Below are 22,423 nucleotides of genomic sequence, written 5' to 3'. Positions count from 1 at the left end.
CGTCAGTGGCCTCCGATCGCCTGGGCGGCGGCGTCCAGCAGGTCGGTGAGCGGTCCGGTGGTGATGCCGAGCGCGGCGCAGGCGGCCAGGCCCAGGGTGAGGGGCCAGGTGGCGAGAGTCGCGGCGCTGTCGGGCTCCGCCGGTGCGGGTGCGGGGCCGAGCAGCATCCGGGCGGTGCGGGCGACGATGGCCGCGAAGGCGACGAGCACCAGCAGCAGTGCCCCCGCCGTGGCCCAGCCCAGGCCCGCTCCCGCGGCGAACCCGGCCCGGGCGATGCCCAGTTCGGAGGCGAAGAGGCTGAAGGGTGGGAAGCCGAGCAGGGCGACGACCGCGAGGCCGAACGCGCCTCCCAGCAGGGGAGCCCTGGTGAGCAGGCCGCGTACCCGTCCGATCCGCGTCGTACCGGTGAGGCGGAGGAGGTGCCCGGAGGCGCAGAAGGCGACGGACTTGGCGAGCCCGTGCCCTCCGATGTGCAGCAGTGCGGCGGACAGGGCGAGGGGGCTGCCGATCGCTGCGGCCAGGGTGATCAGGCTCATGTGCTCCATGGACGAGTAGGCGAGCATCCGTTTGTAGTCGCGCTGGGCCAGCAGCAGTCCGGCGGCCAACACGAGGGTGAGCAGGGCGATCCCGGCCAGCAGGACCCGGGTGAAGTCCGGGCCGAGGGCCGCGTCGGCGATGACCCGGTAGCGCAGGATCGCGGCGAAGGCGACCGACAGCAGCACCCCGGACATCAACGCGGAGACCGGGGCGGGGGCCTGGCTGTGGGCGTCGGGCAGCCAGGCATGCAGCGGCACCAGGCCGGCTTTGGCGCCGTAGCCGAGGACGACGAGGGTGATGCCGAGGCGGGTGACCGCCGGGTCGAGGCGGTCGGCGCGGGCGACGAGGGTGGGCCAGTCCAGTGCCCACGCCTCGGCGATGCCGGCCTGCCGGGCCGCGTAGTAGAGGAGGACCGTGCCGAGGAAGGCGAGCGCGATCCCGGCCGAGCAGATCACCACGTATTTCCAGGCGGCCTCCACCGACGTACGGGTGTGGCGGTGGCCGACGAGGAAGGCGGTGACGATGGTGGTGGCTTCGATCGCGACCCACAGCACGCCGAGGTTGGCGGTGAGCACGGCCAGGCTCATGGCGGCGAGGAAGCCGTGGACGAGTGAGTGGTAGCGCGCCGCTGTGCGGCCGGTGGCCCTCTCGCCTGCGAGGTAGGCCGGGGCCGAGGCGCAGGCGACGAGCGCGACGGTGCCGATGACCAGCAGCATCCAGGCGGTCAGCGCGTCGGCGCGCAGCAGCCCGGAGTACACCGCCACCGGGCCGTCGTCGATGACGTCCGCCGCCAGCAGGCTTGCGCACAGCAGGATCACTGCGGGGGAGAGGAGCCCGGCCCAGGCCGTCGGTGGTTCGGGCTCGGGTGCCTCCGCCACCAGGACGGAGACCGAACCATGTGCCGCGGGCACGGTGACGGGTGCGGGTCGGCGCGTGCGCAGTCCCGTCAGGGCGTATACCCCGGCGAGGGCCAGCGGCACGGCCGCGGGCGCGGTGAGCAGCAGCGCGGAAGCGGTAGGGCTCATCAGTCGTGCAGCTCCCGCAGGTCGTCGATGTCGGTGGTGCCGAACGCCGCCCGCATCCGGGTGGTGAGGATCTGCAGCACCAGGACCGCGAGCACCACGTCGAAGGAGACGCCGAGTTCGACGATCAGCGGCACGCCGGAGGTGGCCAGGAAGGCGGTGGCGGTGATGCCGTTGTCCAGCAGCAGGAAGCCGACCACCTGGGCGAGCGCCCGGCGCCGGGTGACCAGGACGAAGAAGCCGATGAGGACGACGGCGAGGCCGACCGGCAGGGCACGGGTGGCGGGGGTCGGGTTCAGCTCGGTCAGGGGCTGGGCCACCACGTAGGCCAGCAGCGTCAACAGGGCCGCGGTCAGCAGCGAGGCGGCGACGTTGACCAGCGGCTGCGTCTCGCGCACCTCCTCGCTGTACGTATGGTCGGCGGTGAGTGCGGTCAGGGCGCGGCGCATCAGATACGGCAGGGCCCCCGCCCTCAGCACCCCGATGCCGACGCCGATGACGATCAGGTCCCACCGTTCCTCGTGTGCGCCGAGCACTACGGCGATCACGCCGAGGGCGAGGCCCTGCAGGGCGAAGACCCGCACGATCGCGGTCAGTTCGCGCCGCCACAGCACGATCACGGCGGCCAGCAGGAAGGCCCCGCAGGCCAGGTCCAGGAGTTGGGTGTACAGGCCCTCGCTCATGACGTTCCGCTCAGGAAGTAGGAGGCGGTCACCGCGAGCAGGGCCAGCAGGAAGGACCCGGCGAGCAGTTCGGGCACCCGGAACAGCCGCACCTTGGCCCAGAACACCTCGGCCGCCGCCAGCACGGCGCCCAGCAGCGTGACCTTCGCCGCGAACAGGACAAGGGCCACCACGAGCGCCGTCCACGAGGCGCTGGTGGCGATGCCCCACGGCACGAACAGTGAGGACAGCAGCCCGAGCAGCAGGGTGAGCCGCATCTGGGCGCCGAGCTCGACCAGTGCCAGGTCCGGGCCGGCGTACTCCAGCACCATCGCCTCGTGGATCATCGTGAGTTCGAGGTGGGTGGAGGGGTTGTCCACCGGGATCCGTCCGGTCTCCGCGAGCACGGCGACCGCGAGTGCGGCGGTGGCCAGCAGGCCGGCCGGGGAGGTGAGGCGGGCCGGTTCGTCGACGGCGCCGTGGACGATCGCGGGCAGGTTGGTGGTCCCGGCCGGTATCGACAGCGCGAACACCGAGAGCAGGATGGTCGGCTCCACCAGAGCGGCGACCGTCATCTCCCGGGAGGCGCCCATCCCGCCGAACGCGGTGCCGGTGTCGAGTCCGGCCAGGGCGAGGGCCAAGGTGCCGAGCGCGATCAGCGCCACCACCACGATGAGGTCCGCGTGACCGCTCACCGGGGTCTCGGTGGACAGCAGCGGCACCAGAGCAGTCGCGACCACCGTGGTAGCGACCAGCACCGCCGGCGCGACACGGAAAGCGGGACCGGTCCCCACCGGAGTGATCGGTTCCTTGCGCAGCAGCTTGCGGGCGTCCCGCCAGGGCTGGAGCACCCCGGCCCCGGCCCGGCCTTCCAGGCGGGCGCGGACCTGCCGCATCCATCCGGTCAGCAGCGGCGCCCCGGCGCCGACCACCACGACCTGGCCGACCACGGCCGCGTACCCTTCAGTACTCACCAGCCCACCGCCAGAATCAACAGCAGGACCACCAGGCCCGCGAAGCCGTAGCCGAGGTAGAGATGGACGCTCCCGCCCGCGAGCCGCCGCGCAGCCTGCCCCGCCCCGGCCAGCGCGCGCAACACCGGCTCGTACAGCCGGTGTTCGATCCGGTCGGGCATCCGGTGCTGGAAGCGCACCCGCTCCACCAGATACGCCGACTCGCGCACCGGAGTGACGTCCACGTCCTGCTCGGGCGCGACGACATCGTCGAAGACCCGCTGCAACGGCTCCGCGAACGAGGTCGCCGTATAGGCCATGCGCGGAGTCGGTGCCCCGCCGCCACAGTCCCACAGCCGGGCGTCCTTCCGGCGCCGCCGATGTCCGTACAGGCGGGGCAGCCCTGCGGCCAGCATGAGCGCGACGGTCAGAGCGGCCACCAGCCAAAGTGGCGACAGCGATGCTGAGATGTCCGTGAGCCGCACCTTCAGTTCGCCGCCCGAGACGGCGCCGCTGCCTGGCAGCCCGGTCGCGGTCACGGACCGGTCCAGGCCATCGCCCAGCAGGCCCGGCACCAGAGCCAGGGCCGCACACAGGCCGGCAAGCAGGCCCATCCCGGCGAGCATGAGCACCGGTGATTCCTTGGCCGCGGCGGCCTGCTCGCTGCGCGGCCGCGCGAAGAAGCCCACGCCGAGCGCCTTGACGAACGCCGCTGCGGCGATTCCCGCCGACAGGGCGATCAGGGCTACCGACAGCGGCAGCACGACCGCCACCGCGACTCCCGGCACCGCCAGGCCGTGGATCAGGGACTGCAACAGCAGCCACTCACTGATGAACCCGTTTCCCGGGGGCAGCGCCACGGCCCCGAGAGCGGCCAGCGCGAACAGCCCGGCGGTGGCCGGCATCCGGACGCGCAGCCCGCCCAGCCGGTCGAGGTCGCGCAGGCCGGTGGCCCGCAGCACCGACCCGGCGGCGCAGAACAACAGGGCTTTGAACGCCGCGTGGTTGACCACGTGCAGCAGGGCTGCCGCCAGCGCCAGTGCGGCCAGCGGCCGGTCGCCGTAGGCGGCGAACAGCCCGGACGCCCCCACCCCGATCTGGACCAGGCCCATGTTCTCGCTCGTCGAGTACGCGAGCAGTCGCTTCAGGTCGGAGGCCATCGCGGCCTGCAGGATCCCATACACCGCGGACAGTCCGCCGACGGCCATCAGCCCGAGCCACCACCACGCAGGCCCGCCGCCGAGCAGGTCGAGACCGGTGCGGACCAGGCCGTAGACACCGAGGTTGACCATGGCGGCGCTCATCAATGCCGAGACAGGACTGGGTGCCTCCGGATGCGCGCGCGGCAGCCAGGCATGCAGCGGCACCGCTCCCGCCTTCGACGCGAACGCCGACGCCACCAGCACGAACACCAGCCCTCGCACCGTCGGCGAGACGGTGTGCGCGCCCGCTCGCAACACGGCGAAGGTCTCGCCCCCGGTCTGTGCGGCGAACAGCGCGAACCCGGCGAGCAGCAGCGCCAGGCCCAGGTGCGTCATCACCGCGTACCAGATCCCGGCCAGCCGCACGGAAGCCCGCTCGCGGTGCTCGGCGAGCACGAGAAGCAGCGAGGCGAGCGCCATCAGCTCCCACAGCACCAGGAACGTGGACACCGAAGCCGCCGCCGGTACGAGGACCAGGGTGAGCGCGAACACCGGCAGCACCGCCTGCGCCGTACGCGAGCCGAGCCCGTGCGGGCCGTGGCCGGACGCGTAGCCGATGCCGTAGACCGCGACGGCCGCCACCACGGCCCCGGCCACCGCCATGAAGAGACCCGCCAGCGCGTCCACCGTCAGATATGCCCCGGCCAGCGGCAGCAGCCCGGGGAACCCCTCTGCCCAGCGGCTGCCGCCCAGTGCAGCCACACCCGCCGCACCACCCGCCACCCCCACACCCGCCGTCAGGACGCCAACGACGGGAATTCGCACCCGGTACGGCAGCGCGCATCCGGCCAGCGCGCCCGCGCCGCCCAGTGCGGTGGCCGTCGCGAGGGCGGCCGGGATCATGCTCACCGCCCGGTCACTCTCCGCAGGGCCGCCACGATCTCCTCCGGCTCCGGCGGGCACCCGGGCACGGTCAGATCCACTGGTACGACGTCGGCTACGGCACCCTCGACGCCGTACCCGCCCGCGAACTCCCCGCAGTTGATCGCGCAGTCCCCGACCGCGACCACCAGCCGCGGCTCGCCCATCGCGGCGACCGTGCGGCGCAGTGGCTCGGCCATGTTCCGGGTCACGGGCCCGGTCACCAGGGCCACGTCTGCGTGCCGGGGCGAGGCCACCAGACGGGCGCCGTACCGTTCGGCGTCGTAGACCGGGTTGAAGGCTGCCGCGATCTCGATTTCGCAGCCGTTGCAGGAGCCGGCGTCCACGCACCGCACCTGCACCGACCCGCCCAGTTCCCGCGCCTTGTCCGGTACGTCACCCTCCGGGCGCGGTGGAGCGGGCTCGGCCACCCGTCCGGTGGTGCGGATCTTGCGCAACAGGCCCATGACCCCTCCCTGAGATGGTGAGGATTGTCCGCAGGCGACCAACAGGATCACCCACGTATGGAGTTACGGCACTTTCCCGATCCTTTGCCCTGGTGGTGCAATCTGGTGAAGGCGGCCGCCTCCCGCTCTGCGGAGTGCTGTCCATCTCCAGGGAGACGGCCGCCGATCAAGGGCCGTCGTTACGACGGCGGTTTTGCCTCCCCCTGCGCGGCCTGTAGGTCGGCGAGCAGTTCGGCTTGCCCGGCCAGCACGCCTGACAGGATGGTTCGCGCGACTCTCAGCAGTTCGGCGATGTGCGGGTTGGTCATCGAGTAGTACACGGTGGACCCCTCTTTGCGGGTGATGACCAGGTTCGCCCGGCGTAGTACCGCGAGTTGCTGGGAGAGGTGCGCGGGTTCGATGCCGACCTCGGGCAGCATCTCGGCGACCGCGTACTCGCGTTCGCTCAGCAGTTCCAGGACTCGGATGCGGGCGGGGTGCCCGAGGGTTTTGAAGAACTCGGCCTTGAGTTGGTACAGCGGCGTGCTCACCAGCCCGTCCCCTCTCCGACGCAGCAGCACGGCCGCTCCGGCCGGACGTCGGTACATCGCATCCATCCATTCGTCACACACATACGGCCATCCTCGCGTGCGGCACCGGTCAGACCGAACCCGCCCCGAGGAACCCCAGCAGGTCCGATCCAGCAATGATGACCTCAGGAATTGCTAACATTAGCAATTCCATACGTCGTGTGAGGGAGACTTGCATGAGAATTACTCCGCTGCGGGGGCTGGGCGTCACCTGGTTCAAGTGCCCGTCCTGCCGTCTCAAGTGCAGTCCCACCGCCGTAGGCCCAGACGGCCACTGTCCGCGCTGCGGCCACGACCGCATGCTGAAGCTGTCCTTCGGCGGCAGGGTTGCCCAGTCGGCACCGGACCGCCCGCGCGGCTGACCCCCGCACCGCATCCGGTTCCTGGGAGGCAGAGGGATGGGAGACTGGGCCGCTCAGTCCGGCAGTGGGATCCGCTTCGAATGGGGTCCGGCCGGTGCGGGCCGCCTCGCCGCGCAGGCCGCCTGCCTGGTCATCGTCGACGTGCTGACCTTCACCACGGCGGTAAGCGTCGCCGTCCAGCAGGGCACCCGGGTTCTGCCGTTCTGGCTGCCCGGCGGCCACGCCACCGCGGCCGAGCGTAGTGCGGCCGAGAGGGCGGCCAAGGTTTACGCGCAGCAGTCGGGTGCGCGGCTGGCCGTCGCCCGCCATGCCGTCACGCCCGCTACTCCGTGGTCGCTCTCCCCGGCCCATCTGCGCAGCGCACCGTTTGTCGTCCGCCTGGTGCTGCCGTCCACGAACGGTGCAGCCATCGCCGCCGCTGCACCGCCCGGGGTGCGGGTGGTCGCCGCCTGCCTGCGTAACGTCACCGCCGTCGGCGGCTGGCTCACCGCCCGCGGCTACGGTACGCCTGAGCAGCCCGTGGCCGCTCGCCGCGGGTGAGCAGTGGCCGGACGGCAGTCTGCGACCCGCCCTGGAGGACCTGCTCGGCGCCGGCGCCCTCATTGTCCGTCATCCGCGGACACGGACGAGCCCGCGCACCGGAAAGATGACACTGGCCCCGTCGCCGTCGCCGTCGCCGTCGGCACAGAGCCATCCGCGCGGCGCTTCGGCCAGCTGCGTCACCAGCTCACCGGCACACTCCTGCCTGGGTCTCGGATCACGGGTGCGGATGTGCACGAGGTGCGTCTCGCCGCCCGCGCCGTACGCGTAGGTGGACGTTCAGACGATGGGCCGCCATGACACCTCACCATGCTGTTTCGCACATCGAGGAGAAAGACACAGGGAATCCGGGTGACCGGCATCGACGATCAGGCCCACACCGGCCAAGGGCCAGTGCTCGATCAACTGGCCCAGGATCACGGGGCGGTAGCGGTGCACTTCTCTGAGCGCTCGGGTCATCCGTTCCTCCGAGGTGAACACGAGCGCCGCGGGATGCCGTCCCTTGCGCTCGGCCAGGGGCAGCAGCAGGTGTACGAAGTCGGGACGGCCGTGCGTGTAGGAGACCCCTGCGACGACCGGGATCAGCACCTCGCATCCGGCCAGCGCCGCCAGCGCCGTCGGGTCCTCCATGGCACCCGCCAGATCTCGCAGCGCCTGCTGCGCCACCGACTCGGAGACCTCCCAGGGAATCCACATCATCGTGCTGTCCTGCCGTCACGCGTGCATCACTGCCGCGAGTCCGTCGGCTCGCGGACGGGACTGGCTGACGCCTACCCCCGATCCGCTCCGCCATGCGGGGGCACAAGCTTTCGCCACCGTCCGCTTCCGGGCAGCCCGGGCGTACATCGGGGCGTGCGGAACCGTGTCGCGACGAGGATGCCGGGTACTCGGCGCGGGTTTCGGGAGGTGCGGGATGATCGGTGGCGTGCATCCCGTTGCGGTGATCGCGCACATCCTCAGGGGACTCGCCAGCGACAGCTGGAGCATCGCGGCCCGGATCGAGTTGGCGAATGTCGCGGTGCTGGTTCCCGTGCCCACAGGTGGCGAGCGGGACGGCCTGGGCTCGTTGACGTTCTGGCTGACGTGGCACGGCGGCAGCCCGGTGGTTCCCGTGTTCACGTCGGAGGAACATCTGGGCAGGGAGCTGCCCTCAGTGGTGGATTACCGGCTCGTTCGCCTGGGCATCCTGGCCAGGAACTGGCCCGAGGGAGACGTTGGGCTCGCCATCGATCCCGGCTCACCGACTTCTTTCACGCTGTCCGCGCGCGAGGTACGCACCCTGCTGACGGTCTGACATACCGCCCGGCTGACGAGCGGCGGGCTCGCCGACCCAGGACAGACCCCAGTCCACGGCGCACGCATGGTTCGCCAGAGCACTTCCCGGTTCCTCCTGGAGCCCGGTCGCAGGCTACTCGCCCGCCTGCTCTTCGGTCGGCCATCCGGTGGTGCGCCACTCGTGTCGGCCTGCCACGTGCTCCACGTGTCCCGCGCCGTGCAGGCCGTGTGCCGCCCGCGCGGCGGCCAGGTCCGCGTGCACCGGGATCGGCGGGCCGTCGCTGGTCGGGACGAGGGAGCCGTCGGCGGGGATGGCGGCCAGTTCCAGAGTGCGGCCTGCCGCCGCCAGGTTGCGCGCGGCATCGGCGATCGCCAGCTGCCCTTCGGTCGACCAGCTGCGCAGATCGCTCAGGTCGACGATCACCGGTCCGGTGCCGCGAGCCAGGGCCCAGCCGACCGCGCCGGAGAAGCGGTGGACCGCGTCCGGGCCGAGGTATCCGGCGACGGAGAGGACGCCGAGGTCGTCCTCGACGGTGTAGCGCCAGTCGATGGTCATGGTCGTGAACTTCCTTGCGTGTGTGGCCCGTTGGCTTGAGCGGTTTGGAGGTTTCGGAGGTTTCAGAGCGGAAGGGTGATCCAGATGCTCTTGCCCCGGCTGTCGGCGTCCGGACGGACCACCGCCGTGCCGCCCACGGCGAGGACGAGCTCCATGACGATGCCGAGACCGCAGGCACCGGTGCCGGTGACCGCCTGGTACAGCGGTGGCTGGTAGGGGTGACGGTCGTGGACGGCGAAGGCCAGGCAGTCCGGGCCCGCCGCATAGATCACGGTCACCGTCGGGGAAAGGACGGCGGCGTGCCGGACGCTGTTGGTGACCAGCTCGGCGAGGATCAGCAGCGCCGGGTCCACCACGGGGTGACGCAGCCCGATCCCCCACTCGACCAGTGCCCACTCGGCCGTCACCCGTGCTGTGCGTACGGCGGCCGGTTCGGTGGGCAGGGTGAGTACGTGCCGGTGGGGCAGCGCTTCGAGTTGGGTGGACATCTCATGCCTCCGCACGGGCGAGGCGGAACCCGGTGACGGTTTTGGGGTGCAGCCGCAGCAGGATGTCGTGCGGGCCATGGGCCCAGCCGGGCAGTGTGCGCCGGTAGTGGGCCGCCTCGTCGCCGCCCGTTATCACCTCGGCCGGCCCGGAGACGGTGACCGTCCAGCCGGTGCCGTGGACCGCGCGGATCTCGTCCACTTGGTACGTCGCCGTCGCGGGCACCGCCGCGGCGGGGACCGGCGTACGCACGACCAGTCGGCCGTACTCCCACACGTGCCGGGCGGGCCGTACGACGGCCAGATCCCGCTGGACGTACACGAGCCGGCCCGAACTGCTGCCTTCCAGCAGCCACAGGGCCTCCGCGCCGGAGACCTCGACCATACGAAGGATGGCGGGGGGAGTGCTCATCGCAGGGCTTCCTCGCTGGAGATCCGGGACTGCTGGGCGGGAACGGCGGGCAGGACTCCGGCCGTCTCCAGGCGATCGCGGGCGGCGCGGATCGCCTCGGGTGTGGTGGCGTACTCCCGGCCCTCGTGACGCAGCAGGTCCAGCGCGCCGACGGAGTCGAGGACCTGGCGCTGGCCTGGGCGTATCCCGGAGGCGAGGACGACGATGCCGCGACGGCGAAGCTTCTCCACCGCGTCCTTGAGGACCAGGGCGCCAGTGGCGTCCATGGTCGACACCCTGGACATGCGCAGGATCACGACGCGGACGTCGGCCACCTCGGTCAGCTCCAGCAGGAAGCGGTGGGCGGCGGCGAAGAACAGCGGCCCGTCGATGCGGTAGGCGACGATGTGCTCGGCGAGCAGGGCGTGCTCCTCGGCGCTGTGGTCGCCCCGGTCGAGTGGCACCTGGTCGAAGCGGGCCTGCTTGGCGACTGCCCGTAGCGCGAGGGCGCCTGCGGCGGCGAGGCCGATGATCACGGCGTACACGAGGTCCAGGGCCAGTGTCGCCAGGGCGGTGAGGACGAGGATCAGCGCGTCGGAACGGGTCGCCTTCGCCATCGCCTTCAGCGAGCCGACCTCGACCATGCGGATCGCCGTGGCCAGCAGGACGCCGGCGAGCGCGGCGAGCGGGATCTTCGAGACCAGGGGTGCCGCCGCGAAGACGATCACGGCGAGGATCGCGGCGTGGGTGAGGGCGGCGAGTCGGGAGCTCGCGCCGGTACGGACGTTGACCGCGGTGCGGGCGATCGCGCCGGTCGCCGGGACTCCGCCGAACAGCGGGGCTGCGATATTGGCGAGGCCCTGGCCGAACAGTTCCCGGTCGGGGTCGTGCTTCTGCCCGACCGTCATGCCGTCTGCGACCGAGGCGGACAGCAGCGACTCCAGGGCGGCCAGGGCGGCGACCGCCACGGCCGGGGCGAGCAGGGAGCCCAGCGGGCCGAGGTCGAGGAAGGACAACGAGGGTGCGGGCAGCCCGGCGGGCAGATCGCCGATCGGCTTCGCCGCGTCCAGGTGGGCCAGTTGCGCCACGAGCGTCGCGGCGATGACGGCCAGGATGGAGAACGGGACGGTCGGCCGCCACCGCGCCCCGGTCAGCATGGCCGCGGCCACCGCGGCGGCGAAGGCGGCGGCGGTCCAGTTCGGGGACTTGGCGAACTCCTCGATCGCTCGCCAGGTCACCACCAGCACCCGGTCGCCCTCGGGCTTGGGCACGCCGAGCGCGTTCGGGACCTGCTGGAGGCCGATCACGCAGGCGATGCCCAGCGTGAAGCCCTCGACGACGGGCGCGGGGACATACTGCATGTAGCGCCCGGCCTTGAGCGCGGCGAGGGAGATGAGCATGACTCCGGCCATCACGCCGACCGTGAGGACGCCGGTCGGCCCGTACTCGCCCACGATGGGGACGAGGACGACCGTCATGGCGCCGGTCGGCCCGGACACCTGCAGGTTGGACCCGCCGAAGAGCGCGGCGAGCGCTCCCGCGACCACCGCGGTCGCCAGGCCCGCCTCCGCTCCCAGTCCGGAGGAGACACCGAAGCCGAGGGCGAGAGGCAGCGCCACGACGGCCACGGTGAGCCCGGCGAGCAGGTCCCGGCGCGGGTCGCGGCCCATCTCCGCCAGGTCGGTGCGGCCGGGCAGCAGTCCTGCGATCCGGGCCCAGGCCCGGCTGAATGCCGTCCTCATCGCGCGGCGACCTCGGATTCCCGCAGCTCGGCCAGCAGTTCGTTCTGCCCGGCGAGCATCTCGGTCAGGATCCGCCGCGCGGCCCTCATCAGGTCGGCCACGTCCCCGCCGGCCAGCGCGTAGACGACGGTCGAACCCTCGCGCGAGGAGGTGACGATCCCTGAGCGGCGCAGCACCGCCAGCTGTTGCGACAGGCTGGAGGGCTCCACCTCGATGGCGGCGAGCAGGTCCCGCACCGGCGTCGGCCCGTCCTGCAGCAGCTCCAGCACCCGTATCCGTACGGGGTGCCCCAGCATTCGGAAGAACTCTGCCTTGGCCTGGTACAGCGGAACGGACACGACTCCTCGGCTTCCCCTACGAAGACCCCACCCTCGCGGGCAGACACGGCACACGTCAGACACGTACGTGCTGCGCCCGCGGCTACCGGGTCAGGACGGACGCAGCCAGCACAGCATGTAATCAATTGCAAAATTTCGCAATTCCGATATCCGTTTTGTGGTGATCCGTGTATGGGTGACGGGAAGCGGCGCGGGTGATCAGTGCGCCGCAGCACCTCCGTCTCCCCGTTCCGCCTGGCGGACGTGGGGCGCCGGGACGGCGACAGTGAGTCGCGTGTCGTGTCGGGCGCGGGCGTCGACGATTCGGCGCGCGAGGGCCGACGCCATCTGCCGGGAAGGAGAGCCACGCCGACGTTCCCGTATCGGCGTTGTCGTTCGCGGGCTCAGAGCGGTGTCTGCCAGTAGTCCCACCAGCGGGTGTCGACCGCCGTGCACCAGCAATTGGCGATGGTGGCCGCTCAGGCTGGGCAGCTGGTCAGCCCACTTTCGCCCGGTCGGCCTCGGGGCGTCCGGTCATGCCTTCTTGACCACGCTGGACTTCAGCTGCATGCTGCCGAATCCCTCGACCTTGCAGTCGATGTCGTGGCCGTCCACGCCGTCCACGAGGCGGATGTTGCGCACCTTGGTGCCCGCCTTGATCCCGGTCGGGCTGCCCTTGACCTTCAGGGTCTTGATCACCGTGACCGTGTCACCATCGGCGAGCACGTTGCCGACCGCGTCCCGGATCACCTTGCCCGCGGTGTCGTCCGTGGACTCGCCGGACGCGGGCGACCACTCGTGCCCGCACTCCGGGCAGACCAGGAGCGCGCCCATCTCGTAGGTGTAGGCGCTGGAGCACTGGGGGCACGGGGGCGGGTTCTCACTCACCAGGCCAGTGTATTCAGCCAGCAGGCGGGCGCGCGCCCGCCCGGCCAAGGGGCAGGCACTGCCCGGCGCGGCGCCCGGGGCGAACAGCTGCGGCGCCTACGGCAACGTAGCGAGCGATCCTGGGTATTCGGCGTGGTCGCGCTGGGTGTGCATGGCGTCGGCGGTGACCACGACGCCGCGTAGATCGAGCGGCTCCAGAAGCGGGGCGAACGCGGGGATCTCGTTGCTCTTGGCCTCGGCCTGTCGCTGGGCGATGACCGTCTGACTGTCGTGCAGGGCGGCGGCGAGCAGGTGTACGGCCGCGCCGTTGGTGCGGCTCCCGCGCACAGTCTTGCCGTCCACGGCCAGCCCGGTCGGTGCGGGCGCGGGTTCCTCGACGGGGTCGGTGGCAAGTCGGGCGAGCCAGGCGCCCACGGCGTCGCCCAGGGCGTCGCCGTCCAGGCGGGCCGGCAGTCGGCCCAGGGTCGTGGCGGCCGGCGTGCGGGCTGCGAGCCCGAGACGTCGGCGCAGGCCCGGGCCGCTGTTGGTGGCGAAGCGCGCGATGCAGGCCAGCGAGGTTGCGCCGCTGAGCACGGCGACCAGGCACAGCGTGAGCAGGACGCCGATGCGGTAGCGGCGGCCCCGGACGCGGCGTGGGTCCGGAACCCGGTCCAGGACCTCGGCCAGAGTGAGGTTCCCCCGTCATACGGGAGCCGCTGATCAGCTGGTCAGCAGGGGTTGACGGGTGTTGAGGTTCGTTAGTTCGGCCGTCGCCTGCTCGGCGTAGTACTTCTCCTCGAACTCGATCGGGCTGAGGAAGCCGAGCCGTTTCTGGATGCGGCGGGAGTTATAGAAGCCGTCGATGTATTCGAAGAGCGCGAGGTTCGCCTCGGCCCTCGTGGTGAAGGTGCGGCCACGGAGGCCCTCGGTTTTGATGAGCATCCAGAGGTTCTCCGCGAGGGCGTTATCGTACGAGTCCCCGACGGAGCCCATGGATGCCTCAACTCCCGCTCGCATCAGACGGGTTGTGAGCTTGATGGATGTGTACTGACAGCCGTGGTCGGCGTGGTGGATGAGCTGCCCGGGCTCGACCTCGCGGGACGCGAGTGCGTACTCCAGGGTGGTCAGGACCAGGTCGGCGTCCGCGCGGGCGGAGGTCTCCCACGCGACCACCCGGCGGGAGAAGGCGTCCCGGATCGCAGAGAGCCACAACGGTCCCTCGCCGGTGGAGATCATCGTCAGGTCGGTGACCCACAACCGGTTCGGCGCCGGTGCGGTGAAGTCCCGGTTGACCAGGTCCGGGGCGAGGCTGGCCGTGGGATCGCGGCGCGTGAAGCCCTTCCGCCGGGGGCTGATCCCTGCGATGTCGGCCTCGCGCATCAGGCGCTCGACCCGCTTGCGGCCCACGTGGACGCCCTCGCGTTTGAGGACGGCGTGCACGCGCGGTGAGCCGTAATTGCCGCCGGACTCGGTGTGGATCTCCTTGATCCGCTCGGTCAGTTCGACGTCGCGGCGCCGCCGTTCGCACGGCTCCTTCTCCGCACGGCGCCACCGGTAGTAGGTGGAAGAGGCGATATGCAGTTCCCGCAGGACGCACTCGACTCCCAGGCGGGGATGCTCGTCAACGAGCGCCGTCACCTGGGCCGGGTCGGGTCGAGCTGCGCCGCGAAAAAAGCTGAGGCCGTCCGCAGGGCGTCGTTGGCCCGCTTGAGCTGGGCGTTCTCCTTGCGCAGCGCGGCGAGCTCGGCCCGCTCGTCGGTGGTGAGACGGTCGTCGCGCTCGCCGGCATCGGCCTCGGCCTGCCGGATCCAGCCGCGCAGGGCCTCAGGATGCACACCGAGGTCGACGGCCAGCTTCTTGATCTGTGGCTTCGGCTCGGTGGTGCGATACATCTGCACCGCACGCTCACGCAACTCCAGCGAGTATTTCCTGGGGGCAGCCATGGTCATAGGTCCTCTCATGAGTCCCATCTGACCGGCTGTCAGCTTCCTCCGCATCTCGGGGGAACTTCAGAGTGCACAGTTCGGACAGCCTGGCAGGCGGGCAACCACACCTGGGCGCACCACTCATCTCGTCACCCGAGAATGCATCGGCCCGGACCGCTACGCGCCCGGCGCCCGGTACTGGATTCGTTCGGCTTTGCGCAGGGCATCCATGGTTTCATCGACGGTCAGGAGAACTGTCGTCTCGAACGAACTAAGCGCGCCGCCTCCACTAATCGCCAGCGCAACCGCCGCCATGGACACGTTGTCGGGGGCCTCCCACAGGTTGTAGCCGTCGTGCGTGCCGAAGGCGTACCAGAAGCCGTGGAGCTTCCCGCCGACGGACTCGATGTACGCCTGAGCGGCCTTTGCGCGGTCCTCGGGGTGGACGATCAGCCTCGCCCAAGTCTCCGGCGTGTAGCTGAACCTCGATAGATAGAGCGGCATCATGTCTCCCTTTCGTTCCACCAAGGGATGCCCCGGCGGGGCGGGAAACGCGCCGGATGCGGCCCGCGTTTCCCCCGAACGGCTGGGGACAATGTGGACCGGCACGGCCACAGCCAAGGGGTGAGTGACTTACCCGGGCGCTCTGGCCCTGCTTCGTACACGGTGGCCGATACGTCCGCGTACGGTTCGGTCCGCGTGACCACTGCCGCTCACACCCTGCCCACGCGCGTGAGCCACTTCATCTCACAACCTGAGAACGCATCAGCCCTGGGTCAGTTGTAGACGTTGAATTCTGCGACTGACCACCAGCTACGCGCAACGTTGCCGGTGTTGACGACCTTGATGTAGCGAGCTGTCTGCGTGGGGAAGGAAATCAGGTGGACTCGTTGGCCGTCCGCTACGGAAGAAGCCTTGGTCCAGTCGGTTCCATCCGTGGATACGTATATGTCTGCGCTGCGCGCATAGTCGCTGACACTGCCGCCGACATCCAACACAATCTTGTCGAAGGTCTGCGTCTGCCCCATGTCCACTTGGATCCAGATGCCGTCGTACTGCCCTGTTCCAGAGCTGTACCGAGTGTCGGAATTGCCATCGAGCATGTTTCCGGGCGCATCCCACTGACTTGCGTCCGAAGCCTTTGCGGTCCAGCCCGTCCGGGGCAGCGCAGGACCTAGATCGATGACGTCGAACAAAGATCCACCTGCATCCACTCCGCTGGTTCCCTTCACGGAAACCGTGACCTTCCCCGCCGGAAGCCCCTTCGGAACGTAGGCGCTGATGCTCGTGTCCGACCAGGTGTCTATTTCGGCATAGCTCGATCCGAAATACACCGTACCCAGCCCCTGCGCATCGCCGAAACCAGAACCGCGAATCGTGAACTTGGAGCGCGGCATGTCTCGTTCCGGCTTCAAATTGCTGAACGTCGGCGATGGGAAGCTCGACAGTTTCTTGGTCGTGAACATCGCCGAGGTGCCGCCCGGCAGTGTATAGGTGTACGACCCGTCGGTGGATATCTTGAAGCTCTTGCTGTCGGTGGTCCCGTTGAATACTGCGGTGACCTGCTCCCCTTCCTTGCTGGTCCAGTTCTTCAGCTGGAGGCCGTTCGATACCGCTGCCGGAGCTGTGATCGAGCCGGTTCCACGTGCGGACCCGTACACCTCGATGTCGCCGATGGCCCACCAGAAGCCGGAGGTCGCAGTGCTGACGACGCGAATGTGCTGTGCCGTTCGGGTCGGCAATGTGACGGCTATCTTTCCAATGCCTCCGCTGCCGCTCGCAATCGCGCTGCCCCAATCGGCACCGTCGTTCGAAACGTAGATCTGATATTTGGTGACGTAGTCGAACGAGTTGTTCACGCCGGTGTCGATGACGATTTTATTGAAGCTCGTGGGATTCCCCAGGTCGATCTGGAACCAGTCGCCGCTCGTCGTCCCGTGCCCGAGACTCCACCTGGTGTTGATGTCGCCGTCGATCGCGTTCGCGGCCACACCCCAGTCCGGCTGCGCGGAAGCCGTGGCGGTCCATTTGCTGCGGCTCAGTGCCCTTCCTGTCGTCTGGATGGAAGCTCCGGTCGGAAGGGAGTACGTGACCAGCTTGTTTCCGGTGCGGATGGAGTTCTGGTAGGGCAGCAGTGCCGGGTCGTACGTGACGGTGACCGGGCCGGATGCCGACGTGAACGTGAAGTCGTGTGTCGGGTCCGAGACCTTGGTCGCTGCGGGGGTACGCCCGTTCTGTGTAGGCCCGGTATACGTGAAGGTGACGGCGTCGCCGGCGTTCAGGGTGTAGTCGAACGAGTGTGTCCCGTCCGCGACGCTGAAGGTTTTCGCCGCGCTTCCCGTGTTGTGCGCGATCAGGACCTTCGATCCGTCCGGGTTCTGGAACGCGACGTTCTCTATGCTGCCTTCCCCGAAGGTGTTCGAGTAGATCCGGCGTGCTCCGGGCCTGACGAACCTGCTGGCGTGAGCGAGGGCGTGGTAGTCCACGTTGTAGGTCACCCGTCCGTCGGCCGGGTCGATCGTGAGCAAGCCCCGAAGCATGGGTATGCCAGCCGTGTCGCTGTTGAGCGGGCCCCGATCAGGGTCGAGTGCGATGTTCCACAGCATCACTCCGTTCGCCCAGTTGCGTGTGCCGTTGATGATCCACGTGCCCAGTGCTTCACTGAACGCCGTCTGGTCGCTGTCCTGCCAAACGCCTCCGGTGGCTTCTGTGATGAAGGTTTCCTTGCTGGGGTAGTCGTTGTGGACCAGCGTCTGGTAGTTCGGGTTGCCGCTGTAGATGTGCCATCCGGTTCCCGCGGTGTACTTGGAGGCTGCGGGGTTGCTGAAGATCGTCTCCGGATACGAGGGCACGTCCCAGTTGTGGTCCCAAGCCAGGATCTTCGTGGAGATTCCGTTGGCTTCGAACGCCTTGCCGATTTCCTGGATCAACTCGGCTTCCTGGTACGCGGACAGGAACATTCCGGGCCAGGTGGGAGTACCCATGGGTTCGTTCTGCGGGGAAATGTAGGAGATGGGCACGCCGGCTTCGCCATAGGCGTGGATGAACTTGACGAAGTAGGTGGCCAGAGCGGAGGTGTAGTCGCTCTTGAGGGTGCCTCCGATCATGGAGTCGGAGGTCTTCATCCAGCCTGGCGGGCTCCACGGGTTGGCCATGATCTTGATGGACGGGTTGAGTGAGAGGGCCTGCCGCAAGGCCGGAATGATGTACGGCACGTCGTGCTGGATGGAGAAGTTGGACAGCGTCGGGTCCGATTGGCCGGCGGGCATGTCGTTGTAGGAGTAGTTCCCGGACGCGTTGAAATCCGTGGCGCCCATCGGGGAGCGGAGCAGGCTGAGGCCGATGCCCTTCGAGGGATCGAACAGCTTGTTCATCAGCTTGGTTCGCTCGGCAGTGGACAGCTTGTCGATGAGCCAGGCGGAGGAGTCGGTCATGGCCGCACCGAAGCCTTGGACCTTTTGGTACTTGACGCTGTCGTCGATCTTGATCGTGAGCGGGTTGGCCGTTCTCCTCGCCTTGAACAGCACATCGTCCTGGCCGGCGACCCACTTGTCGGCCGATACGTCCGTCAGCCACACACGGACGGAATTGTCACGTGCGGCCTGCTTCAGTTGCGGGGCGGCGATGGCGTTCCCGGAAACCGAGGTCCAGGCGGCGGCGACACCGACGGCGGTGGTCAGGAACTGGCGTCGTCCGAGACCGTATGAGCTCATGGAAGATCCTCCTTCGGACCTGCTTGGTCAGTACTTGGGAGAGGGGGTGGGACACATTGCCGAGGTGGGGGATCGACCGGTTGGAGTCGGTTCTACGGAGACGTCGGCGCCGGCTCTGCGGTGCCGGTGCTCGGCTCCTTGATCACGAGCGGGTGCAGCTCCCACGCGTCGACCGCGAAGCCGAGACGCGTACCCGGTGCGCTGCGGGCCTCAAGTCGCCACGGGCCTTGCCCTGTGGGGTAGCAGCGCAGGGTGAGGACCTGGCCGGTGGTGGTCAGGAAGATTTCGGCGATGGAGTGGTCGACGATCACGCGCAGCTCGACCGGCTGACCGGTGGGGCAGGGCATCCGGTAGGAGCCGCCGCGGGCCCGGGGGTCCAGTGAGGCGTGGTCGCGGTCGACGACCAGTTCGCCGGCATCGGTATCGACGCGGATGTCGAGGTGCTCGGAGCCGTCCGGGGTGGTGAGCAGCCGCAGACCGGCGTTTCCGGTCGGCTCCAGACGGGCCGTCAGGTCGAAGGCTCGGCCCACGCTGCCGAGGTCCACCGGCTGCGGGCCGTGCGTCGTGCCTGCGGCGTGGATGGTGTGTTCGCCGCGCAGGGCGAGCAGTTCGGCGGCGGGCTGCTGGCGCAGCGTGCCGTCGCCGTCGACATGGATCTCGCGGGGCAGGGTGAGGACGCCGGCCCATCCGTCCGCCACGGCCCAGGCTTCGTCGCGGGCTTCCCACGACCAGCCCCACAGCAGCCACCGGTTGCCCGGTGCACGCAGCAGGGCGGGTGCGTAGCAGTCGGGGCCGTAGTCGGCGCGTACCGCCGGGCCGGCCTCGAAGTGGCCGTCGTGCTCTTCGCCGATCAGGGCTGCGACGCTCTGCGGGCCGGTGGGCTTGTTCCATGTGCTGACGATGAGGGCGCCGCGTCCGCCTGTTGCCGGGAGGTACTGGGGGCATTCCCAGCCCTCGCCCGTGAGCAGGTCGGTGCCACCGATGGGCTCCGGACGGCGGGCCGCGAAAGGCCCCCGGTAGGTCCACTTGTCCAAGTCGGGAGAGTCGTACAGGAGGGCGGCGGCGCGGCCGTCGCCGAGGGCGGCGCCGACCAGCATCCGCCAGCCGTCGCCGTCCTGCCAGACGTACGGGTCGCGGTACATGGTGCAGCCCTCGGGCAGCTCGGGGATGAGCAGTTCGCCCCGCGGGCGGAAGCTGTTGCCGCCGTCGTGGGATACGGCGCAAGTGACCGGTTGGTGCTGGAACGAGCGGTCCTCGCGGTGCGCGGAGTAGAGGGCGACGAGACGGTCGCCGTCGGAGACGGCGTTGCCGGAGAAGCAGCCGTCGGCGTCCACGCCATCGGGGGTCGGGGACAGGGCGATCGGCAGCGGCTCCCAGGTCAGCAGGTCGGGGCTGCGGAAGTGGCCCCAGTGCATGTTCGCGTGGGTCGCTCCGGACGGGTTGTACTGGTAGCACACGTGGTAGTAGCCGTCGTGGAAGACCAGACCGTTGGGGTCGTTGATCCAGTTGCGGGGCGGGCGCAGGTGCGCGCCGGGATGGTGCGGATCGCGGGGTGTGGTGGACACACGCGTGCCTTTCGGTGTTTCAGATGGAACCCGCCCCGCCGGCCCTCGATTTGGCGGGGCGGCAGGCCGGCGGGGCGGGGGTCTTCGAGCCCGTATGCGGGCTACAGGTCCAGATACGGGGTTCAGGTCCCGATGCGGAATCCCGCGCTCAGCTGCTGCTCCCGCCGTGAGCTGGGGCCGACGCGGAGCATGAACTCACCCGGTTCGACCACTCGGCGGTTGTCCGCGGTGACGAGTGAACAGTGAGTGGCCGGGATGTTGATGGTGGCGTCCAGGCTTTCGCCGGGAGGGATCTCGACCTGGGTGAAACCCTTCAGCTCCTGCTCGGCCCAGGTGACGCTGGTGGTCAGGTCGCTGATGTACGCCTGGACCGTTTCCAGGGCCGGACGGTCCCCGCTGTTGGTGAGGCGCACCGTGGCGTCGACGGTGCCGTCGGCCGAGACGTCCGGGTCGTGCACGACAAGGTCGGAGTAGGTGACGGTGGTGTAGGTGAGGCCCTCGCCGAACGCGAACAGGGGGTCTTGGGTGAGGTCCGCGTAGCGGTTGCCGTGCTGGCCTCGCACCTGGTTGTAGAAGACCGGTTGCTGTCCGACGTGGCGTGCGAAGGACAGTGGGAGCCGGCCGCTGGGTTCGATGAGTCCGAGGAGGAGTTCGGCGAGGGCGCGGCCGCCGCGCATGCCCGGGTTGAACGCCTCGATGAGGGCTGCTGCGTTCAGTGCCGACTCTGGGAGCGTGCTCGGCTTGGACTGGGCGAGTACGACGATCATGGGTGTGCCGGTGGCGGCGATCGCGTCCAGGAGCGCGATCTGGCCTCCTTGGAGGTCGAGGGTGGCCGTCGAGCGCACCTCGCCGGTGAGGGCGATGCTGTCTCCCACGACCACGACGGCGTAGTCGGCAGCCTGCGCGGCGGTGGTGGCTTCTCGAAGCTGTGCCTGGTCGACCGGGGCGGGGGTGAAAGCGTCCGGCTGTGGCTGGCCGTCGGGCCCGAGGGACCATCCGGGGTCGGCGGCGGGGCTTGCTATGTCGGCTCCGCGGGCGTGCGTGATGGTCCAGTCGGCGGGTGCGACGGCGCGAAGGCCGTCGAGCACCGTCTCCGTCGTCTCTCGGGGATGGCCTTCGGGCATCCATGGGACCTGGCCGGTGGAGCCCGCCCAGTCGCCGAGCATGGCTTCCGGGCTGTCGGCGTTGGGGCCGATGACCGCGATCGTCCGCGGGGTGCCCTGGCTGGCGGCGCGGCCGGTTCCGTCCGAGGTCAGCCCGCCTTCGAGGGGCAGGATCCCCTCGTTGCGCAGCAGCACCAGGGAGCGCCGGGCGGTCTCGAGGTTGAGGTCGGCGTGGGTGCGGCAGCCGATCACCTGCGCCTGTCGTTCGGGGTCGGGGGTGCGGGGGTCCTCGAAGAGTCCGAGCTCGAACTTCAGCCGCAGAACCCGCCGTACCGCGTCATCGATCTGTTTCTCGTCGACCAGGCCGCGGGCGACGGCCTCCTGCGCGCCCTCGAAGAACTGCGGCGTGGCCATGATGAGGTCGTTCCCGGAGTTGACGGCGACCGCCGCCGCCTCGGCGTAGTCGGCGCAGGTGCGCTGGTCGTAGACCATCCGGCCGACGTTGTCCCAGTCGGTCACCAGCGTCCCGGTGAAGCCCCACTCGCCCTTGAGCACATCGTTGATCAGCCACTGATTCGCGGTGATGGGCACGCCGTCGATCGACTGGTAGCCGAGCATGAAGCCGCGGCAGCCGGCCCGGGCCGCCTGCTCGAACGGGGGCAGGAACCATGAGCGCAGCTTGCGTGGGCTGAGCTCGGCTTCGCTCGCGTCGCGGCCGCCCAGGGTTTCGGAGTAGCCCGCGAAGTGCTTGGCGTATGCCAGCACGGCTGTCGGGTCGCTGAGGCCTTCGCCCTGGTAGCCGCGCACCATTGCCGCGCCGAGTTCGCCGATCAGGAAGGGGTCCTCGCCGAACGTCTCGTTGATCCGGCCCCAGCGCAGGTCCCGGGTGATGCACAGGACCGGGGAGAAGGTCCCGTGGATTCCGGTCGTCGCGATTTCGGTCGCGGACGCGCGGGCCACCCGGTGGAGCAGAGTGGGGTCCCAGGTGCAGGCCATGGCCAGCTGTGTCGGGAAGATGGTCGCGCCGGGCCAGAACGAGTGGCCGTGGATGGCGTCGTCGGCTGTCAGCAGCGGAATGCCGAGCCGTGTCCGCTGGGCCATTTTCATGGCCTCGGGCATCCGTTCGGGAGTCACATGCAGAACGGACCCGGCCAGCTTGGCCGACAGGATGTCCACCAGGTCCCCGTGTTGGGCGTCGAGCATCAGCAACTGCCCGACCTTCTCCGGCAGGGTCATCCGGGACAGCAAGTCCTCGGTTCTCGATTCCACGGCCGCTGCCGGATCCAGGTACAAGGCAGAGTGGACCGGC

General features: G+C 69.6%; 23 protein-coding genes. 3 read left to right on the top strand and 20 right to left on the bottom strand.

What is annotated here, in order from left to right; all coding sequences use genetic code 11:
* Window positions 1–2: 2 nt before the first annotated feature.
* The 6 genes from OHU89_RS01135 to OHU89_RS01110 form a co-directional block, all read right to left on the bottom strand.
* A complete protein-coding gene (locus tag OHU89_RS01135; protein ID WP_405638964.1) occupies window positions 3–1,562 on the bottom strand; it encodes a proton-conducting transporter membrane subunit in 1,560 nt (519 codons plus the stop codon).
* A complete protein-coding gene (locus OHU89_RS01130; RefSeq protein ID WP_405638962.1) occupies window positions 1,562–2,242 on the bottom strand; it encodes a hypothetical protein in 681 nt (226 codons plus the stop codon). Before OHU89_RS01130 ends, OHU89_RS01135 begins: the two co-directional genes overlap by 1 nt.
* Window positions 2,239–3,195 (bottom strand): respiratory chain complex I subunit 1 family protein, encoded by a 957-nt coding sequence (locus OHU89_RS01125; RefSeq protein WP_405638960.1) that lies wholly within the window; start codon window positions 3,193–3,195, stop codon window positions 2,239–2,241. The genes OHU89_RS01130 and OHU89_RS01125 overlap by 4 nt, the downstream gene beginning before the upstream one ends.
* Window positions 3,192–5,219, bottom strand: a complete 2,028-nt coding sequence (locus tag OHU89_RS01120) for a proton-conducting transporter membrane subunit (RefSeq protein ID WP_405654250.1) — start codon at window positions 5,217–5,219, stop codon at window positions 3,192–3,194. The genes OHU89_RS01125 and OHU89_RS01120 overlap by 4 nt, the downstream gene beginning before the upstream one ends.
* A gap of 2 nt (window positions 5,220–5,221) precedes the next feature.
* Window positions 5,222–5,704: an NADH-quinone oxidoreductase subunit B family protein gene (locus OHU89_RS01115; RefSeq protein ID WP_405638958.1), complete on the bottom strand. Its 483-nt coding sequence runs from the start codon at window positions 5,702–5,704 to the stop codon at window positions 5,222–5,224.
* Window positions 5,705–5,883: 179 nt separating this feature from the next.
* On the bottom strand, window positions 5,884–6,234 hold the full coding sequence (locus OHU89_RS01110) for an ArsR/SmtB family transcription factor (RefSeq protein ID WP_405654247.1): 351 nt from the start codon (window positions 6,232–6,234) through the stop codon (window positions 5,884–5,886).
* A 215-nt stretch (window positions 6,235–6,449) separates the two neighbouring features.
* Between OHU89_RS01110 and OHU89_RS01105 the strand changes: the two genes are divergently transcribed.
* Both OHU89_RS01105 and OHU89_RS01100 read left to right on the top strand, forming a co-directional pair.
* Window positions 6,450–6,635, top strand: coding sequence for a hypothetical protein (locus tag OHU89_RS01105; RefSeq protein WP_405638956.1), 186 nt, complete (start codon window positions 6,450–6,452; stop codon window positions 6,633–6,635).
* Window positions 6,636–6,671: 36 nt separating this feature from the next.
* Complete coding sequence (locus OHU89_RS01100; RefSeq protein ID WP_405638954.1) at window positions 6,672–7,175, top strand: hypothetical protein; 504 nt, start codon at window positions 6,672–6,674, stop codon at window positions 7,173–7,175.
* 279 nt (window positions 7,176–7,454) lie between these two features.
* Here the strand turns inward: OHU89_RS01100 and OHU89_RS01095 are convergent, their stop codons facing one another.
* Window positions 7,455–7,874, bottom strand: a complete 420-nt coding sequence (locus OHU89_RS01095; RefSeq protein ID WP_405638953.1) for an SseB family protein — start codon at window positions 7,872–7,874, stop codon at window positions 7,455–7,457.
* A gap of 214 nt (window positions 7,875–8,088) precedes the next feature.
* On the opposite strand from OHU89_RS01095, the gene OHU89_RS01090 reads away from it, so the two are divergent.
* The gene (locus tag OHU89_RS01090; protein ID WP_405638951.1) at window positions 8,089–8,469 is read left to right on the top strand and encodes an SseB family protein; all 381 of its coding nucleotides are present in this window, start codon (window positions 8,089–8,091) and stop codon (window positions 8,467–8,469) included.
* Between the two features lie 114 nt (window positions 8,470–8,583).
* Here the strand turns inward: OHU89_RS01090 and OHU89_RS01085 are convergent, their stop codons facing one another.
* From OHU89_RS01085 to OHU89_RS01025, 13 genes are all read right to left on the bottom strand, one after another.
* The gene (locus OHU89_RS01085) at window positions 8,584–9,006 is read right to left on the bottom strand and encodes an anti-sigma factor antagonist (protein WP_405638949.1); all 423 of its coding nucleotides are present in this window, start codon (window positions 9,004–9,006) and stop codon (window positions 8,584–8,586) included.
* A gap of 62 nt (window positions 9,007–9,068) precedes the next feature.
* The gene (locus tag OHU89_RS01080; RefSeq protein WP_405638947.1) at window positions 9,069–9,494 is read right to left on the bottom strand and encodes an ATP-binding protein; all 426 of its coding nucleotides are present in this window, start codon (window positions 9,492–9,494) and stop codon (window positions 9,069–9,071) included.
* A gap of 1 nt (window position 9,495) precedes the next feature.
* Window positions 9,496–9,903 carry a pyridoxamine 5'-phosphate oxidase family protein gene (locus tag OHU89_RS01075; RefSeq protein WP_405638945.1) on the bottom strand — a complete coding sequence of 136 codons (408 nt, stop codon included), beginning with the start codon at window positions 9,901–9,903 and terminating at the stop codon, window positions 9,496–9,498.
* A complete protein-coding gene (locus OHU89_RS01070) occupies window positions 9,900–11,624 on the bottom strand; it encodes a SulP family inorganic anion transporter (protein WP_405638943.1) in 1,725 nt (574 codons plus the stop codon). Before OHU89_RS01070 ends, OHU89_RS01075 begins: the two co-directional genes overlap by 4 nt.
* Window positions 11,621–11,962: an ArsR/SmtB family transcription factor gene (locus OHU89_RS01065; RefSeq protein ID WP_405638941.1), complete on the bottom strand. Its 342-nt coding sequence runs from the start codon at window positions 11,960–11,962 to the stop codon at window positions 11,621–11,623. Before OHU89_RS01065 ends, OHU89_RS01070 begins: the two co-directional genes overlap by 4 nt.
* A gap of 513 nt (window positions 11,963–12,475) precedes the next feature.
* Window positions 12,476–12,829, bottom strand: a complete 354-nt coding sequence (locus OHU89_RS01060; RefSeq protein ID WP_405638939.1) for a zinc ribbon domain-containing protein YjdM — start codon at window positions 12,827–12,829, stop codon at window positions 12,476–12,478.
* A 96-nt stretch (window positions 12,830–12,925) separates the two neighbouring features.
* Window positions 12,926–13,483: an ISAs1 family transposase gene (locus OHU89_RS01055; protein ID WP_405654246.1), complete on the bottom strand. Its 558-nt coding sequence runs from the start codon at window positions 13,481–13,483 to the stop codon at window positions 12,926–12,928.
* 45 nt (window positions 13,484–13,528) lie between these two features.
* Window positions 13,529–14,446, bottom strand: coding sequence for an IS3 family transposase (locus tag OHU89_RS01050; protein ID WP_405638656.1), 918 nt, complete (start codon window positions 14,444–14,446; stop codon window positions 13,529–13,531).
* Window positions 14,443–14,751, bottom strand: a complete 309-nt coding sequence (locus OHU89_RS01045) for a transposase (protein ID WP_405638937.1) — start codon at window positions 14,749–14,751, stop codon at window positions 14,443–14,445. Before OHU89_RS01045 ends, OHU89_RS01050 begins: the two co-directional genes overlap by 4 nt.
* Before the next feature lie 159 nt (window positions 14,752–14,910).
* Entirely contained in the window at window positions 14,911–15,237 is a 327-nt protein-coding gene (locus OHU89_RS01040) for a GYD domain-containing protein (RefSeq protein ID WP_326673268.1), read from the bottom strand.
* Window positions 15,238–15,509: 272 nt separating this feature from the next.
* On the bottom strand, window positions 15,510–18,446 hold the full coding sequence (locus tag OHU89_RS01035; protein WP_405638935.1) for a discoidin domain-containing protein: 2,937 nt from the start codon (window positions 18,444–18,446) through the stop codon (window positions 15,510–15,512).
* Between the two features lie 92 nt (window positions 18,447–18,538).
* The gene (locus OHU89_RS01030) at window positions 18,539–20,011 is read right to left on the bottom strand and encodes a glycoside hydrolase family 32 protein (protein WP_405638933.1); all 1,473 of its coding nucleotides are present in this window, start codon (window positions 20,009–20,011) and stop codon (window positions 18,539–18,541) included.
* A 122-nt stretch (window positions 20,012–20,133) separates the two neighbouring features.
* Window positions 20,134–22,350 carry a glycoside hydrolase family 3 N-terminal domain-containing protein gene (locus OHU89_RS01025; RefSeq protein ID WP_405654244.1) on the bottom strand — a complete coding sequence of 739 codons (2,217 nt, stop codon included), beginning with the start codon at window positions 22,348–22,350 and terminating at the stop codon, window positions 20,134–20,136.
* Between the last annotated feature and the right edge of the window lie 73 nt (window positions 22,351–22,423).

It is taken from the genome of Streptomyces sp. NBC_00019 (genome assembly GCF_045041015.1).
Taxonomy (GTDB): Bacteria; Actinomycetota; Actinomycetes; order Streptomycetales; family Streptomycetaceae; genus Streptomyces.
The sequence above is the reverse complement of the archived record's forward strand: the minus strand, read 5'-3'. Positions and strand labels throughout refer to the sequence as shown.

Bases quoted from the DNA above. Each gene is read 5' to 3' on its own strand.
- OHU89_RS01100 (WP_405638954.1), top strand. From the start codon at position 6,672: ATGGGAGACTGGGCCGCTCAGTCCGGCAGTGGGATCCGCTTCGAATGG.
- OHU89_RS01130 (WP_405638962.1), bottom strand. From the start codon at position 2,242: ATGAGCGAGGGCCTGTACACCCAACTCCTGGACCTGGCCTGCGGGGCC.
- OHU89_RS01135 (WP_405638964.1), bottom strand. From the start codon at position 1,562: ATGAGCCCTACCGCTTCCGCGCTGCTGCTCACCGCGCCCGCGGCCGTG.
- OHU89_RS01115 (WP_405638958.1), bottom strand. From the start codon at position 5,704: ATGGGCCTGTTGCGCAAGATCCGCACCACCGGACGGGTGGCCGAGCCC.
- OHU89_RS01095 (WP_405638953.1), bottom strand. From the start codon at position 7,874: ATGATGTGGATTCCCTGGGAGGTCTCCGAGTCGGTGGCGCAGCAGGCG.
- OHU89_RS01075 (WP_405638945.1), bottom strand. From the start codon at position 9,903: ATGAGCACTCCCCCCGCCATCCTTCGTATGGTCGAGGTCTCCGGCGCG.
- OHU89_RS01080 (WP_405638947.1), bottom strand. From the start codon at position 9,494: ATGTCCACCCAACTCGAAGCGCTGCCCCACCGGCACGTACTCACCCTG.
- OHU89_RS01045 (WP_405638937.1), bottom strand. From the start codon at position 14,751: ATGGCTGCCCCCAGGAAATACTCGCTGGAGTTGCGTGAGCGTGCGGTG.
- OHU89_RS01090 (WP_405638951.1), top strand. From the start codon at position 8,089: ATGATCGGTGGCGTGCATCCCGTTGCGGTGATCGCGCACATCCTCAGG.
- OHU89_RS01085 (WP_405638949.1), bottom strand. From the start codon at position 9,006: ATGACCATCGACTGGCGCTACACCGTCGAGGACGACCTCGGCGTCCTC.
- OHU89_RS01070 (WP_405638943.1), bottom strand. From the start codon at position 11,624: ATGAGGACGGCATTCAGCCGGGCCTGGGCCCGGATCGCAGGACTGCTG.
- OHU89_RS01120 (WP_405654250.1), bottom strand. From the start codon at position 5,219: ATGATCCCGGCCGCCCTCGCGACGGCCACCGCACTGGGCGGCGCGGGC.
- OHU89_RS01105 (WP_405638956.1), top strand. From the start codon at position 6,450: ATGAGAATTACTCCGCTGCGGGGGCTGGGCGTCACCTGGTTCAAGTGC.
- OHU89_RS01040 (WP_326673268.1), bottom strand. From the start codon at position 15,237: ATGCCGCTCTATCTATCGAGGTTCAGCTACACGCCGGAGACTTGGGCG.
- OHU89_RS01035 (WP_405638935.1), bottom strand. From the start codon at position 18,446: ATGAGCTCATACGGTCTCGGACGACGCCAGTTCCTGACCACCGCCGTC.
- OHU89_RS01025 (WP_405654244.1), bottom strand. From the start codon at position 22,350: ATGACCCTGCCGGAGAAGGTCGGGCAGTTGCTGATGCTCGACGCCCAA.